Raw genomic sequence first — 15057 nt, 5'->3', positions numbered from 1 at the left:
GGCTCCTCCTTCCGGACTGCCGGGACGGCGGTCACGGGTCCCGGGTCACAGGGTGGGTATCCATACGCGCATGGCGCCCGGGGCGCGGTTCGCCCAGGCGTGGTACGGGACGGCGCGCAGCGGCGCCGGGCGGGTCGTGGCGGGGGCGGCGGCGGGCGATGCGTACGGCCACCATCCGGTGCCGTCGGTGGCGGGGGCGTCTCCCCGGGTGGCGCGGGCGTCTCCCCCGCCCTCGCGGACGGCGCCGCGCGCCTCGATCACGGTGAGCCCGCCGAGCAGACCGGGGTGGAACGTCTCGGTGAGCCCGGCCGCCGGGTCGATCAGCAGGTCGTCGGGGAGGGCGCCCTGCTGGTCCGCCTCCTCCAGGCAGTACACGAGCGGCCCGCGCTCGATCGCCACGCAGCCGCGCACCGCGTCCGCCCGCGGATGGGCGGCCGTCAGCCGGGGCCGTACGCCGAGGTCGAGGCGGATCTCCTCGCCCGGCCGCCAGACCCGGGTCGACCGCCACCACCCCTCCTCGATGGTGCCGTCGACGCTGACGGAGGCGTCCGACCAGCCGGGGATGCGCAGGGTCAGCCGGGCGGGCGCGGCCGGTGCCGCGGTGACGGTGACGCGTACCGCGCCGGACCACGGGTAGTCGGTGTCGACGCGGACGGCGAGGGGTCCGGCGGCGTACTCCCCCGTCATGTACTGGTGCAGCACCAGCCCCTCGCCGTCCCCCGCCGCAGCGTAGTGCGGCAGGGAGGCAAGCAGCCGCATCACGTTGGGCGGGCAGCAGGCGCACCGGAACCACCGGGTCCGGCGCGCCCCCTGGTCGTGGCCGGGGTCCGCATAACCCGCGCGGACCTGCAGCGGGTTGATGTAGAGGTACTCCAGGCCGTCCATCGACACACCCGCCAGGAAGCCGTTGTACAGGGTGCGTTCGATCAGGTCGGCGTAGCGGGCGCGGCCGGTCGCCAGCAGCAGCCGCCAGCTCGCCTGCACGGACGCGATGGCGGCGCAGGTCTCCGCGTACGCGCGCTCGGCCGGCAGTTCGTACGGGTCGCCGAACTCCTCACCCGAGTGGTGCGCGCCGATCCCGCCGGTGAGATACGTCCGGGTGGCGGCCATGTCCGACCACAGCCGCTCGGCGGCCTCCAGGAGGCCGGCGTCGCCTGTCTCGGCGTACAGGTCGACCACCCCCGCCAGCAGGTAGACCTGGCGGACGGCGTGCCCGGCGACGGTGCGGGCCTCGCGGACCGGCACATGGTCCTGCCAGTAGCGGGCGCCGAACCGCTCGCCGCCCAGCAGCCCGTGGCCGCGCCGGTCGGTGAGATGGGCGGCCAGGCGCAGATAGCGCTCCTCGCCGGTCTCCCGGTACAGCTCGACCAGGGCCGTCTCGATCTCGGGGTGGCCGCAGACACCGTCGCGGCGCCCGGGCCCGAAGGTGTCGTCGAGGTGGTCGGCGAACCGGGTGGCCACCGCGAGCAGCGCGGTGCCGCCGGTGGCGCGCTTGTGGGCGACGGCGGCCTGGATCAGATGGCCCGCGCAGTACATCTCGTGGCCCCAGCGCAGGTCGGTGAAGTGGTCGTCGGGGCGGACGACCTGGAAGTACGACTGGAGGTAGCCGCTGGGCTCCTGGGCCTTGGCCAGCAGCTCGGCGGCCTGCTCGATCTGCTCCGTGAGCGCGGCGGCGGCTTCGGGCGCGGTGGCCTCGTCGGCGAGCTGCCAGGAGGCGGCCTCCAGCCATTTGTAGAGGTCGGAGTCGAGGAAGGGGTAGTCCCCCGCGTACGGACCGGTCCCGTGGCCCGCCGCGAGCCGGAGGTTCTCCAGGTTCCCGGCCTGCTCGAGCCGGCGGAAGCCGTCGGGAATGCTCACCGTCGCGTTGGTGGTACGCCGGGTGTGCCACAGTCCGCCGGTGATCCGGGCGCGGTCGGCGGGGCGCAGGGCGCCGGCGGTGCGGGCGGTGGGCGCGATCGGCCCGTTCCTCGTTGCTGCCACGGTGCACTCCAGGCGGTGGGCAAAGGATTTCCCACGCGGAACGTACTCATGGCGGAGTGAACGGTCAAGGGATGCTGCGCAGTTGGGTTTTCCTCGATACTCTCGACGCGGAACACCGCACGGAGCTGAGGCAAAGGATTGCTCGTGGCCGCATCCGACGGGCGCCCCCGGCGCACCACCATCCACGATGTGGCGGCCCTGGCCGGAGTGTCGCCGGGCACCGCCTCCAAGGCCCTCAACGGCCGCGGCAGGCTGCGCGACGACACCCGGGAGCGGGTGCTGGACGCGGCCCGCAAGCTCAACTTCCACCCCAACGAGCTCGCCCGCGGGCTGCTCTCCGGCCGCACCTTCACCGTGGGCCTGATCACCACCGACAGCATCGGCCGGTTCAGCCTGCCGGTGCTGCTCGGCGCGGAGGACGCGCTGGGCGCGGGCGAGATGGCGGTGTTCCTGTGCGACACCCGCGGCGACGCGATCCGCGAGCGGCATCACATCCGGGCGCTGGCGTCCCGCCGTATCGACGGCCTGATCGTCACGGGCCGGCGCACCGACCCCCGCCCGCCGCTCGCCGACCGGCTGCAGGTCCCGGTGGTGTACGCGATGGCGCCGTCGACGGATCCGGCGGACATGTCGGTGGTGCCCGACGAGACGGGCGGGGCGGTGCTGGCGATCGACCATCTGCTGGCCACGGGCCGCCGCCGGATCGCCCATGTCACGGGCCCGGCCCACCACCACTCGGCGCAGGCGCGCGCCGAGGCCGCGCGCGGCGCGCTGGCGGCCGCCGGCCTGGACTTCGCCGGCGGGCGGGCGCTGTACGGCGAGTGGAGCGAGCAGTGGGGGCGGCAGGCGGCACACATCGTGCTGCGCGCGGAGCCGGGGTGCGACGCGGTGTTCTGCGGCAACGACCAGATAGCGCGCGGCGTCGCGGACAGCCTGCGGGAGGCCGGGCGCCGGGTGCCGCAGGACGTGGCGCTGATCGGCTTCGACAACTGGGACGCGATGGCGACGGCCTGCCGCCCGCCCCTGACGACGGTGGACATGCAGCTCGGGGAGCTGGGCAAGGCGGCCGCGGCCCGCCTGCTGGAGGCCATCGAGGGCCGCGCAAGGGCGGGCGTCCAGGCGCGCCCGTGCCGGCTGGTGCTGCGGGACTCCACGGGGGCGCCGGAGGGGGACGGGTGATCGGTCCTGCCGAAGGCGCCGCGCGGAACGGCCCGCGCCAGGTGATCGGTTGACCGTCAGGTCCGGGGCAAGGGTATGGGCTTGACTGGCGCCCACGAGGGCGGATGCAATGTCCGGCATGATCACCCAGGTGCCCACGCCACGGCAGGATGAGACGCCCGTCCGGATCGGCGCCCTCGCGCCACTCACCCGGCCCGGCTGGACGGAGGCGGGCACGCACCTGCTCGCCGGCATGGAGCTGGCCGTCCGCGAGGTCAACGCCGCCGGCGGGATCGACGGTCGGCCGCTCGAGCTGGTGGTCCGCGACACGGCGGCCGATCCGCACAAGGCCGAGGCGGCCGTCGACGAACTCGTCGGCCTCGGGGTGGCCGCCCTCGCCGGGGAGTACCACAGCGTCGTCGCGCGCGCCGCCGCCGCCCGGGCCGACGCGCTGGGCCTGCCGTTCCTGTGCTCGTCGGCGGTGCTCGCCGCACTCACCGACGAGCCGACGGACCTGGTCGCACGCATCGCCCCGCCGCAGTCCCGCGGCTGGCGGATCTACGCGGACTACCTCCTCGGCGCCGGCCACAGCCGGATCGCCGTGGCGACGCAGCCGAGCGTCTACTGGGCGACCGGTACCGGCATCCTGCGCGACCACCTCGCGGCACGCGGGGGCAGCGTCACGGAACTCGACATGACCGCCCTCACCCCGGCGGACGTGTGCGACGCGCTCGTCGACCTGCGCGCGACGGCCCTGCTGCTCCTGGTCGGCCACCCCGAACCGGCGGTGCCGGTCGTGCAGTCCGTCCGCGCCGACCGGCGCACCGCCGGGGTCATGATCGGCGCGCCGGCCGGACAGCCGGAGTTCGACGGGTTCGCCGCGCTGCTGGGCGGCGACGGCGCCGGCATCCCGTTCCTGCGCTACCTGCCCGAGAGCCTCGGCCCTCTCGGCGCGCGGGTCGGGAAGGCCCTGCGCGAGGAGCTGGCCGCGGCGCCTTCCTTCGTCGGGTACGAGGGCTACGACACGGTCGCCGTCCTCGCCGAGGTGCTGCGTACGCACGGCACGGACCGGTCCGGGACGGCCGCGGCGTGGCCGCAGGTCGCGGTCGAAGGCACCCGTGGCACGATCCGGTTCTCCCGGGTGCCGGGCATCAGCGTGTGGCAGTGGGCGTCCGCGCCGGTCCAGGTCGTCGACCGGGATCCGGCGGAACCCGGGAGCTTCCGGGTCCTGTACGCCGGTTGAGGGGCCCGGGTCAGCCCGCCGTGCCCGGAGTGGCGGGCAGCAGGTCCGGGTGCCAGGTCTGGAGCCGGTAGAAGTCCAGGACCTCCAGCAGGAGTTCGTCCAGCTCACCGTGAGGGCCGGGCTCGTCCGCGTCGGAGACGATCACCCGCGGCGGGGCGGTGAGCCGGGCGTGGACGGCCAGCCGCAGGGCCGGCGCGTCGTCGATGTCGATGTCCTCGTCGAGCACCCAGACCTGGCCCGGGGCGGCCAGCAGCAGCGGATCACCGGCGCAGGCACGTGCGCACACCAGGGCGCGGGCCCGCTCGGGCAGCAGCCGGTCGGAGGCGACCAGCTCGTCGGCGAGCCGGCGCAGCACCATGGCGGCCCGGCCGGCGCCCAGCAGCCGGACCAGCGCCGGACAGGGGGTCGTCGCGGCGCTCACGCGGCACCGCCGGCTGGAAACGGCGTGCACGGCACGGCCCCGGTGGGGTCCGGGCTCACCCCGTCCCGACTGTCTGGTGTGATCATGAACGCTACTTTCGGTGCTCTCCTCCGGGCTCGCGGACCGACCCCGCGTCCCCCGCGGCAGTCCACACCCTAGCGGTAGCCGTCCCGGCGGCGGGCGTGACGCCCATGTTGAACGGAGCACAGTGACCGCCACCTGCGGCTCTCCTGTCACCCTGGCCTCACGGTGACGCGCACGTGACACGCCCGCGGCCCCGGTGGGCGGTGAAGCCCACCGGGGCCGGGCCCGCGGCGGCGGTCCGCGGAGTCCTCGGTGCCGGGTGCGTTCAGGTGACGGGTGGCGCCTCCGCGACCGGCTCCGCCGCGGTACGGGGTGGCACGACGAGCGGCGCCGGTGCGGTCGGGGCGGGTTCCGCGGACGCGGCGGCGGTGGTGTGACGGCGGCGGGCGCGCAGGGCCTGCGCCCCGTCCAGGAGCAGGGAGAGCGGCAGCAGGACCACGAGCAGGACCACGATCGCCCACACCACCGCGTGCTCGTCCAGATACGGGACCGCGGTCTCCAGCAGCCAGGGGAAGACCTCCCGGTCCACGGCGGGGATGAACCCCGCAAGGGCGATCACCGCGATCCCCGCCAGCACGACGGCGCCGGCGAACATGGTCAGCGCCGCCCGGACGCGACGGCCCGCGCCGACCGCGATCAACGCGATGCCCGCCAGGACGGCCAGCAGCCCCAGGTAACCCATCTCGCGGACCGAGCTGGTCGCGGCGGCGACCCCGGCGGTCACCGCTGCCAGTCCGTACCCGACCGGCTTACGAGCGGCCTTCTCGGAGGCGAACATCCGGACGGCGAGAAGCAGCGCGCGACGGACCGTACGCAACACCGTCCGCAAGGTGCGCAGCCGCCGTCCCACGACGCCCACGGCGGCACCGGAGCCCACGGCGGCGGCCGTGACGGCCGTACGCCGGAACAGGGGCGTCTCACGCTCGCCGGAGAAGCGCTCCTCCGACACCCGGCAGGCCGCCAGCACGTCCTGGACGTCTCGGGCGGGCAACCGCTCCGCCTGGTCCAGTCTGCCCACGCGGTCCTCGACAGCCGCGACGAACGCGTCCCTGGCCTCCCCGAACTCGGTGTTGGGATCCTCCGTCTCCGCGTGCCGGGCGACGTGCACCAGTTCCTCGGCGCCGATCAGCCGCTGGAGGCCGGCCGCCACCCACATCGCCGTGGTCGGCAGCGCGGCGGCAGGCGGTTCGACGTCCGCGTCCAGGAAGTCGAGTTCGGCCGCTGTCCCGTCCTCGAAGCGCTCGAAGACGCCGTGCGGGGGCGGCTCTCCCGCGATCTCCTCCAGTGTGCCGCGCAGGTCCTCCCGGAAGGCCGTACGGCTGTCCGCCTCGCGGGCGAGACGGGCCAGGTGCCGCGGTGACAGCAGCACGTGGACGAGCCAGCCCGCGCCGTCGAGGCGGCCCCACATCCAGTCGTTCGCGCGCCAGGAGTGCTTGTAGAAGGCGCCGAAGTGGTGCAGCTGCAGGCCGGTGAGCTTGTCGGAGGCCAGGCTGCGCGGGTCCAGGAGGGTGCGGGTGTCGGCGCTCATCTGGACGAGCTCGACGGTCTGGCGGGCGGCCTGTTCATCCGGATAGATGACGCGCAGGGCGGCCTGGAGGTCGAAGAGACGCCCGGCGATGTCGCGGGTGGCGACGGCCCCGTCGAGGTACGCGAAGACGTCGGCCGCCTCGGCGCGGGCGATGTCATCGGCGGAGGGCGTGCCGTCCGGCGCGGGCGAATCGGGCGGAGTGAAGTACCGGCGGGCCTGCCCCGCCACACGTGCCAGCTCCACCCATGCGGCGCGAAGCTCGTCGCGTTCGTTCGACTGCTCGTCCTGCTTCGGGAGCTGGCTGAGCACCGCGTCGTGCCACGGCCCGGACCCGGCCAGCCGGGTCACGGCGCCCGGCCGGGTGAGGTCGCAGGCGTCGAGCGCGTCGGTGACGCCCTCGGCCAGCCGGGAGTCCACCCGTTTCGGCATGGCCTGGTGCAGCGAGTCGGCGAGCGCTCCGATGTCCGCGCGCTCCTGCGGGCCGGGCCTGCTCGCGAAGCAGGCGTTCAGCAGTTCCAGGACGGTGGCCTTGGCCCCGTCGAGCGGCTGGCGGCCGTACGCCGTCATCCGCGCGTACGGATCGGGGTCGGCGGGATTCAGCGGCAGCTTCTGGAGCAGCACATCGCGCGCCGCGGCGGTCAGGATCTCGAGGTCGCTGCCGAAACCGGCGGGCCGCGGTCCCGCCCCGTCGGCGACGATGCGGCCGGGTGCCGCCAGCTGCCGCATCGTCTCCTGCGCCGCTGCCTCGGCCCAGGCGCCGACGCGCCGTTCGCGGTAGTCGTCGGCCAGGCGAACCGGGTCCGGCCTGACGGCCGCCCCGAGCAGCCGGGCGAGCTGGACCTCGCCGCGGCGCCGGGCCCTGGCCCGGCTGTTGTGGGCGGCCAGGGCGGCGAGATCGGCGGTGATGGTCTGCGACAGGGCGGCGTTGAGGTCGGCGACCAGCGCCGACGCCAGCGAGTGCGGGCGGTGCTCGTCGCGCCGCTGCCTGTGCGCGTCGGGGACGGCGCCGGGTGACGGTACGACGTACGCGAGGACCCGCCGTACCTGCCGGTGCGCGGGACGGTCGAAGATCGCCTGGAGCGCGGGGCCGACGGGGCGGTTGGCGAGGAGTCCGCCGTCCGCGCAGTACTGGCTCGCCCTGTGGTCGCGTACATAGGGCTTCATGTCCGGGTGCTCGGCGTCGCCGCTCCTGCCCACGGGTACGAAGGCTGGTTCGAAGGCGCCGGGGAAGGACGCGCTGCTGCGGGCGGCGAGTGCGAGGGCCGCCGGGGCCCCGGGGGCGCGCAGCTGCTTACCGTCGAAGGTGAACAGGCCCAGATGGCTGGTGTCGCGGATCGTCGTGCCGTAGTCGTCGGGGAACGGGGTGGGCAGGCCGTCGAGGAGGGTGGTCGTGATGAGGACGCGCGTCGCGTCCTCATCCTCGTCATGGTCAGAGCCCGCGTCGTCGCCCGCCAGTTGGCGCATCGCCTCGTTCAGGCCCTTGAGGAGCACACCGTCCCCCTGGAGGAGAGAGGGCGGCTGCTCCTCGGCCGCCGGGTCGCGGAGCAGGACCTCCAGCTGTCCGTTGCGCAGCCACAGCTCGCGCAGGCCGCCCAGGTCGGTGCCCCGGGCGGTCGCCAGCCCGAGGCAGGCCGCGTTGATGCCGCCGGCGCTGGTGCCCGACAGGACGTCGACGCTCACGTCGAGGTCCAGCACGCGCAGCAGCTTCCGGTAGCACTCCCGCACCCTGCGGGCCGATTCCGTCGGACCGGCCGGCACCCGGCCCCCGCGCTTCTCCGCGGCGGCGGAGACGAGCAGGTTCATCTCGCGGCTCACGCCGCCCATCCACACGGCCAGGCTCACGCCGCCGGTGAAGGCCACCGCCAGCCGTAACTCCGCCGTACTCACTGCACTGTTGCCCCGTTCCACAATCGAGTCTGTACCTCACCGGGCGGCACGCTTCACACGGTCCGTTCGGGCAGTCGAGGGCCCCTCATGGCCCTTGCGCATCCGGCGCGCCCGGGCGTTGGGTTCGGCGCGGGCCGGGGGTCCCACAGGCGTAGAGTCGCGCCACGTCACACGTGCGGGAGGTCGTCATGGGCGTTCGCCGGTCAAGGAGATGGCACGCGGCGGCCGTCGTCCTGCTCGTGGCGGCCGCGCTCACCGGCTGCGAGGGCTCGGGTGGGGGTACGGCCCCGAGCGGTGCGGCGAGCACGACGCCCGGGGCGACGGCGAGCGCCACGCCGAGCACGCCCGCGGCCTCGTCCCCCGCGCCGTCGCCGACCGCGCCGCGCGAGGTGCGCACGGCGGTCTACTTCCTGCACGGCGGGAAGGTCTCCGCCGTACCCCGTACGGTGAAGTCCCCCTCCACCGCCGCCGAGGCGCTGCGCGCGCTGCTGGCCGGCCCCGACGCGCGTGAGCGCGGGTACGAGCGCACGACCGCCATCCCGGACGGGACCGCGCTGCGGTCCGTCGCGCTGCGCGCGCGGGTGGCCACCGTGGACCTCTCGGGCCGGTTCGACGACGGCGGCGGCGCGTCCTCGATGCGGGCCCGGCTGGCGCAGGTCGTCTACACGGCCACCCGCTTCCCGAGCATCGGCAAGGTCGCCTTCCGGCTGGACGGGAAGCCGGTCACCTCGTTTGGCGGCGAGGGTGTCACCCTCGACGGGCCCGTCGGGCGGGCCGACTTCGAGGAGGAGACCCCCGTCGTGCTCGTGGAGTCGCCGCTGCTGGGCGACACCGTGGACTCGCCGCTACGGGTCCGGGGCACCGCCAACACCTTCGAGGCGGAGTTCCGCCTGAAGCTGACCGACGCGGCGGGCAAGGTCGTGGCGGACGTCCTGGTGATGGCGACCTCGGGCAGCGGCACCCGCGGCACGTTCGACACGACCCTCACCTACCGGAGCGCGCGGGCCGGAAAGGGCGTCCTGACGGCGTACGTCATCTCGGCGGAGAACGGGCGCGTGGTGACGGTGGACACGGTCCCGCTCGATCTGAAGTCCTAGCCGGTCCCCGCCCGACGCCCCGGAATCCCAGGCAGTACACCAAGTTGACAAGCCGGGACTCAAGTTTTATGCAGGGAGTAGTGGCGCCGATTCCCTGCCGTGGCACGGCCCTTGGGAAAGCGGGGGCGTCGCGCAGCGCAGTGGCGGAGAGCGCAGGCGGAGGAGGCCGGGCATGGCTCGCGCGGTAGGCATCGATCTGGGAACGACCAACTCGGTGGTGAGTGTGCTGGAGGGCGGTGAACCCGCGGTCATCACCAACGCCGAGGGATCACGGACCACGCCCTCCGTGGTGGCGTTCGCGAAGACCGGCGAGGTGCTGGTCGGCGAGATCGCCAAGCGGCAGGCGGTGTCGAACGTCGACCGCACCGTGCGCTCGGTGAAGCGCCATGTGGGCGAGGGGGCCTGGCGGTTCCCGGACGACGGGAGCATCGACGGGAAGCGGTTCACCGCCCAGGAGATCTCCGCCCGGGTGCTGCAGAAGCTCAAGCGGGACGCCGAGTCGTACCTCGGCGACACGGTGAACGACGCGGTGATCACCGTGCCGGCGTACTTCAACGACTCGCAGCGCCAGGCCACCAAGGAGGCGGGCGAGATCGCCGGGCTGCGGGTGCTGCGCATCATCAACGAGCCGACCGCGGCCGCGCTGGCGTACGGGCTGGACAAGGAGAACGACCAGACGGTGCTGGTCTTCGACCTCGGCGGCGGCACCTTCGACGTCTCCCTGCTGGAGATCGGCGACGGGGTGGTGGAGGTCAAGTCCACCTCGGGCGACACCCGGCTGGGCGGTGACGACTGGGACCAGCGGATCGTCGAGTACCTGGTCAAGCAGTTCAAGAACGCGTACGGCGTCGACCTGTCGAAGGACAAGATGGCCGTGCAGCGGCTGCGCGAGGCCGCCGAGAAGGCGAAGGTGGAGCTGTCCTCGTCGACCGAGACCTCCGTCAACCTGCCGTACATCACGGCGTCCTCCTCCGGCCCGCTGCACCTGGACGAGAAGCTGACGCGGGCCCAGTTCCAGCAGCTCACCCAGGATCTGCTGGCCCGCTGCGAGGGCCCGTTCAAGCAGGCCGTCAAGGACGCCGGGATCAACGTGGCCGCCATCGACCACGTCATCCTCGTCGGCGGCTCCACCCGGATGCCGGCCGTGTCGGAGCTGGTGCGCCGGCTGACCGGCAAGGACCCGCACAAGGGCGTGAACCCGGACGAGGTGGTGGCTGTGGGCGCCGCCCTGCAGGCCGGGGTGATCAAGGGCGAGGTCAAGGACGTGCTGCTGCTGGACGTCACCCCGCTGTCCCTGGGCATCGAGACCAAGGACGGCATCATGACCCGGCTGATCGAGCGCAACACCACGATCCCGACCCGCCGTTCGGAGGTCTTCACCACCGCCGAGGACAACCAGCCCTCGGTGAACGTCCAGGTCTTCCAGGGCGAGCGGGAGATCGCGGCGTACAACAAGAAGCTCGGCATGTTCGAGCTGACCGGCCTGCCGCCCGCTCCCCGCAACGTGCCGCAGATCGAGGTCACCTTCGACATCGACGCCAACGGCATCATGCACGTCACCGCCAAGGACCTCGGCACGGGCCGCGAGCAGAAGATGACCGTCACGGGCGGGTCGGCACTCCCCAAACAGGACATCGACCGCATGGTGCGCGAGGCCGAGCAGTACGCCGACGAGGACCGGCGGCGGCGCGAGGCCGCCGAGACCCGCAACCAGGGCGAGCAGCTGGTGTACCAGACCGAGCAGCTGCTGCGCGAGCACGGCGAGAGCATCCCCGCCGCCGACAAGACCGAGGTGGAGTCGGCCATCGCCCAGCTGAAGGAGCAGCTGAAGGACACCTCCCCCGACAGCACGCCCGCGCTGCGCCGGGCGATCGAGAAGGCCGCCACCACCGCGCAGAAGATCGGCGCCGCGATGTACGCGCGCGCCCAGCAGGGCGCGGACTCCGGCGCCGGTGACACGGCCCCGGGGGCGTCGGACGAGTCCGGCCGGTCCGAGCCGGAGGACGTCGTGGACGCGGAGATCGTCGACGACGACACCCCGCGGGACGGGGCCGCCTGACCCGGCGGCCGGTGTCCGGACCGGGCAGGAGCCGATCACACACCACCGCGTACCCCGCCCCCGGCGCGTCGCGCCGGGGGCGGGGGCGCTTCCCGTGAGGATGCCGTTCATGCCCGAGCCGACGAACCGATGGCGCCGCCTGCTGCCCAGCCGCCCCCGCACGGGCCAGGACACCGGTACGCCGGACGGGAGCGGCCTGCTCGCACGCCGGCTCCCCGGACTCGTCGTACTGCGCCGCTACCGGCGCGCCTGGCTGCGCGGCGACCTGCTGGCGGGCGTGACCGTCGCGGCGTACCTGGTGCCGCAGGTGATGGCGTACGCCGGGCTCGCCGGGCTGCCGCCGGTCACCGGACTGTGGGCGATCCTGCTGCCGCTGGTGCTGTACGCGGTCCTCGGCTCCTCCCGGCAGCTGTCCGTGGGGCCCGAGTCGACGACCGCGCTGATGACCGCCGTGGCCGTGGCACCGCTCGCCCACGGGGACCCGCAGCGGTACGCCGGGCTGGCGATGAGCCTCGCCCTGCTGATCGGCGCGCTGTGCGTGGCGGCCTGGGCGCTGCGGCTCGGTTTCGTCGCCGACCTGCTGTCCCGGCCGGTGCTGGTCGGCTACATGACGGGCGTCGCCCTCATCATGATCGCCGACCAGCTGCCGCGGATCACCGGCGTGCCCGGCGCGGGCTCGACGTTCTTCCCGCAGGTGGGCCACTTCCTCGCCCATCTGGACGAGTCGCAGGGCGCGACCACCGTGCTCGCGGCCGTCGCCCTGGCGTTCCTCCTGGCCACCCGGAACCACCCCCGCAGCGTGCCGGGGCCGCTGCTCGTCGTCCTCGTCGGCACGGCGGCGGTCGCCCTGTTCGACCTGACGGACCACGGCATCCAGGTCATCGGCGAGATCCCCGGCGGGCTTCCCACCCCCGAGCTGCCGGACACCGGCTACTTCGCGGACCTCCTCGGGCCGGCGCTGGGCGTCCTGCTGGTGGGGTACACCGACGTGGTCCTCACCGCCCGCGCGTTCGCCCGGCGCGGCGGCGAGGCCCTGGACGCCAACCAGGAGTTGCTCGCCCTCGGCGCCGCGAACGCGGGCGCCGCCGTGCTGCAGGGCTTCCCCGTGAGCAGCAGCGCCAGCCGTACCGCGCTCGGCGACTCGGCGGGCAGCCGCACCCAGCTGCACTCGCTGGTCGCCTGCGCGTGCGTGGTGGCGGTGCTGCTCTTCCTCGGGCCCGTGCTCTCCCACACCCCGTCCGCGGCTCTGGGCGCGATCGTCGTGTACGCCGCGCTGCGGCTCATCGACGTGGCGGGCTTCCGCCGGCTGGCGGCGTTCCGGCGGCGGGAGCTGCTGCTGGCCGTGGGCTGTCTGCTCGGGGTGCTGGCGCTGGACATCCTGTACGGCGTGCTGGTCGCCGTGGCGCTGTCCGTCGCCGATCTGCTCGCCCGGGTGGCGCGCCCGCACGACGCGGTCCAGGGACTGGTCCCCGGGGTCGCCGGGATGCACGACATCGAGGACTACCCGCAGGCGCACACCATCCCGGGCCTGGTGGTCTACCGCTACGACTCGCCGCTGTTCTTCGCCAACGCGGAGGACTTCCGCCGCCGCGCCCTGGCGGCCGTCGCCCAGGAGCCGGAGCGGCCGGCCTGGTTCGTGCTGAACATGGAGGCCAACGTGGAGGTCGACATCACCGCCCTGGACGCGGTGGAGGCGCTGCGCGCGGAACTCGCCGAGCAGGGCACGGTGTTCTCGCTGGCCCGGGTCAAGCAGGATCTGCGGGAGGCGCTGGACGCGTACGGGCTCAGCGCGTCGGTGGGCGAGGACCGGATCTATCCGACGCTGCCGACGGCGCTGGACGGCTACCGGGAGTGGCGCGCGGCCCACGACGGCGGCTGAGGCCGCGAGGTCGTCACCTCATCCCGAGCCCCCGTGCCAGCAGTGCGTCGAACACCGGCGTGGGCAGGGCCTTCTTCAGCGCGACGAACATCCTCGCGTCCCCGCCGACCAGATACCGGCTGCGCGGCCGCGCCCGCGTCAGCGCCCGCTCGACGGCCTCCGCGACCAGGTCCACGGGCCGCGCCTGCTTCTGCAGCCGGGCCAGCAGGGCGCGCTCGCCGGTGAGGTGCGCGGCGTACAGCTCCCGGTGCGCGGGTGTCATCGCGCCCATGAACTCGTCGAAGGTCTCCAGCATCCGGCGCCACGGATCGGTGTCGATGCACCCGGGTTCGACGAGCACGACCCGGATGCCCCACGGCCGCAGCTCCACCCGCAGGTTGTCCGCCAGGCACTCCACCGCGTACTTGGAGGCGTTGTAGGCGCCCGACATGGGCACCGCGACCCGCCCGTTGAGGGAGGAGACGAACACCAGCCGGCCCCGGCTCTCCCGCAGCCGGGGCAGTACGGCCTGGGTCACCGCGATCTGGCCGAACACATTGACCTCGAACTGCCGCCGGACCTCGTCGACCGCGACCGACTCGACCGGTCCGCCGACCCCGATGCCGGCGTTGTTGACCAGGGCGTCCACCCGGGGCGGCAGCTGACCGGCCAGCTTGGCCACCTGACCGTCGTCCGTCACGTCCAGCTCCACCGCCGTGATGCGCGGCGACCGGCCGCACAGCTCCTCCCCCGCCGCCGGGTCGCGCACGCCGGCGACGACCTGCCAGCCGCGCCCGGCCAGGTGCAGCGCCGTGGCCCGGCCGATGCCCCGGCTCGCGCCGGTGATGAGGACCGTCCTGCCGTCGCCGGACATCAGCCGTCCGCCCCGTCCGCCGGGGCCGCGATGCTCACGCCGTGCCGCTGCGTCACGGCCAGAAGCTGCGGCAGGACCTCCTCGACGGGCTTGCCGGCCGGTACGTTCGCCGCGAAGTCCGCGAAGAACCTGCCCGCCCCGTCGCCCGTCGTGACGGCCAGGAAACGCGCGGCGGCGCCGTCGACCCAGAAGGTGAAGGCGGCCAGCGGCTCGATGACGAGCGTCGCGCCGACGGTCAGCTCGTACGTCGTCCCCTCCACCTGCGCCGACAGGGTGCCCTCCAGCACGTGCAGGGATCCGGACCAGGGTGAGCGGTGCGGTGGGGCGGCGGGGCCGGGGTGGGCGAGGACCTCGAACATCTCGAAGACACCGCAGGTGTCCTCCGCGGACGCCTTCACGATGTGGACGCCGTCGGTCATCTCGTACCGGACGCCGCCGCCCGGTGGTGTGTGGTGCGCTGTCGTCGGCATAATCGCTCCCCTTCCTGCACGGACTCCCATCGTGCGGCGGGTGCGCGGCGGCGACACGAGTAGTCGCCTACCCGATCTCCCCGGGTGGTACGGCGAGGCGCAGCAGGTCGGCGTACGCGGCGCGGTCGCTGACGCCGAGCTTGGCGCCGACGCGATACAGATGGCCCTCCACGGTCCGTACGGACACCACCAGCCGTTCCGCGATCTCCCGGTTCGTCAGCCCGCGGGCGGCGAGGGTGACGATCTCCCGCTCACGGTCGGTCAGCGGCAGCGGACGCGCCGCGGCCAGCAGCGCCGGTGTGCGCACGCCCTCGCACTGCCCGGGCGGCACCCTCGACCTCTCCGGCGGCCAGGTCAAACCGTATGTCGAGCTGCGCAACTGCCGCTTCCAGCACGAG

General features: G+C 74.0%; 11 protein-coding genes. 5 read left to right on the top strand and 6 right to left on the bottom strand.

What is annotated here, in order from left to right; all coding sequences use genetic code 11:
* Positions 1-45: 45 nt before the first annotated feature.
* Positions 46-1980, bottom strand: coding sequence for a beta-L-arabinofuranosidase domain-containing protein (locus AB0M28_RS15620; RefSeq protein ID WP_365403863.1), 1935 nt, complete (start codon positions 1978-1980; stop codon positions 46-48).
* 144 nt (positions 1981-2124) lie between these two features.
* Here AB0M28_RS15620 and AB0M28_RS15615 point away from each other — a divergent pair, with 144 nt between their 5' ends.
* Together AB0M28_RS15615 and AB0M28_RS15610 are read left to right on the top strand one after the other, a co-directional pair.
* Positions 2125-3159, top strand: a complete 1035-nt coding sequence (locus tag AB0M28_RS15615; RefSeq protein ID WP_365403860.1) for a LacI family DNA-binding transcriptional regulator — start codon at positions 2125-2127, stop codon at positions 3157-3159.
* 109 nt (positions 3160-3268) lie between these two features.
* Positions 3269-4381 (top strand): ABC transporter substrate-binding protein, encoded by a 1113-nt coding sequence (locus AB0M28_RS15610; RefSeq protein WP_365403856.1) that lies wholly within the window; start codon positions 3269-3271, stop codon positions 4379-4381.
* A gap of 10 nt (positions 4382-4391) precedes the next feature.
* On the opposite strand, the gene AB0M28_RS15605 is transcribed toward AB0M28_RS15610, so the two are convergent.
* Complete coding sequence (locus AB0M28_RS15605) at positions 4392-4802, bottom strand: hypothetical protein (RefSeq protein WP_365403853.1); 411 nt, start codon at positions 4800-4802, stop codon at positions 4392-4394.
* 349 nt (positions 4803-5151) lie between these two features.
* Positions 5152-8301 carry a patatin-like protein gene (locus AB0M28_RS15600; RefSeq protein ID WP_365403850.1) on the bottom strand — a complete coding sequence of 1050 codons (3150 nt, stop codon included), beginning with the start codon at positions 8299-8301 and terminating at the stop codon, positions 5152-5154.
* A 188-nt stretch (positions 8302-8489) separates the two neighbouring features.
* Between AB0M28_RS15600 and AB0M28_RS15595 the strand changes: the two genes are divergently transcribed.
* From AB0M28_RS15595 to sulP, 3 genes are all read left to right on the top strand, one after another.
* On the top strand, positions 8490-9398 hold the full coding sequence (locus AB0M28_RS15595) for a Gmad2 immunoglobulin-like domain-containing protein (protein ID WP_365403847.1): 909 nt from the start codon (positions 8490-8492) through the stop codon (positions 9396-9398).
* Between the two features lie 172 nt (positions 9399-9570).
* The gene (dnaK, locus tag AB0M28_RS15590; RefSeq protein ID WP_365403844.1) at positions 9571-11457 is read left to right on the top strand and encodes a molecular chaperone DnaK; all 1887 of its coding nucleotides are present in this window, start codon (positions 9571-9573) and stop codon (positions 11455-11457) included.
* 109 nt (positions 11458-11566) lie between these two features.
* Positions 11567-13336, top strand: a complete 1770-nt coding sequence (sulP, locus tag AB0M28_RS15585) for a sulfate permease (protein ID WP_365403841.1) — start codon at positions 11567-11569, stop codon at positions 13334-13336.
* A gap of 13 nt (positions 13337-13349) precedes the next feature.
* On the opposite strand, the gene AB0M28_RS15580 is transcribed toward sulP, so the two are convergent.
* The 3 genes from AB0M28_RS15580 to AB0M28_RS15570 all read right to left on the bottom strand — a co-directional run bounded on the left by AB0M28_RS15580 (position 13350) and on the right by AB0M28_RS15570 (position 14966).
* Positions 13350-14189, bottom strand: coding sequence for an SDR family oxidoreductase (locus AB0M28_RS15580; RefSeq protein ID WP_365403838.1), 840 nt, complete (start codon positions 14187-14189; stop codon positions 13350-13352).
* The gene (locus AB0M28_RS15575; protein WP_365403835.1) at positions 14189-14659 is read right to left on the bottom strand and encodes a cupin domain-containing protein; all 471 of its coding nucleotides are present in this window, start codon (positions 14657-14659) and stop codon (positions 14189-14191) included. Before AB0M28_RS15575 ends, AB0M28_RS15580 begins: the two co-directional genes overlap by 1 nt.
* A gap of 67 nt (positions 14660-14726) precedes the next feature.
* Entirely contained in the window at positions 14727-14966 is a 240-nt protein-coding gene (locus AB0M28_RS15570) for a helix-turn-helix transcriptional regulator (RefSeq protein ID WP_365403832.1), read from the bottom strand.
* Positions 14967-15057: the final 91 nt, after the last annotated feature.

This window comes from Streptomyces sp. NPDC051940, from assembly GCF_040680895.1.
Classification (GTDB): Bacteria; Actinomycetota; Actinomycetes; order Streptomycetales; family Streptomycetaceae; genus Streptomyces.
Note: the sequence above shows the minus strand (reverse complement) of the source record. Positions and strands in the feature narration are given on the sequence as shown.

What these genes read in the sequence shown, in the direction of transcription:
- AB0M28_RS15610 (WP_365403856.1), top strand. Translation starts at nt 3,269, where the DNA reads ATGTCCGGCATGATCACCCAGGTGCCCACGCCACGGCAGGATGAGACG.
- AB0M28_RS15595 (WP_365403847.1), top strand. Translation starts at nt 8,490, where the DNA reads ATGGGCGTTCGCCGGTCAAGGAGATGGCACGCGGCGGCCGTCGTCCTG.
- dnaK (WP_365403844.1), top strand. Translation starts at nt 9,571, where the DNA reads ATGGCTCGCGCGGTAGGCATCGATCTGGGAACGACCAACTCGGTGGTG.
- sulP (WP_365403841.1), top strand. Translation starts at nt 11,567, where the DNA reads ATGCCCGAGCCGACGAACCGATGGCGCCGCCTGCTGCCCAGCCGCCCC.
- AB0M28_RS15580 (WP_365403838.1), bottom strand. Translation starts at nt 14,189, where the DNA reads ATGTCCGGCGACGGCAGGACGGTCCTCATCACCGGCGCGAGCCGGGGC.
- AB0M28_RS15575 (WP_365403835.1), bottom strand. Translation starts at nt 14,659, where the DNA reads ATGCCGACGACAGCGCACCACACACCACCGGGCGGCGGCGTCCGGTAC.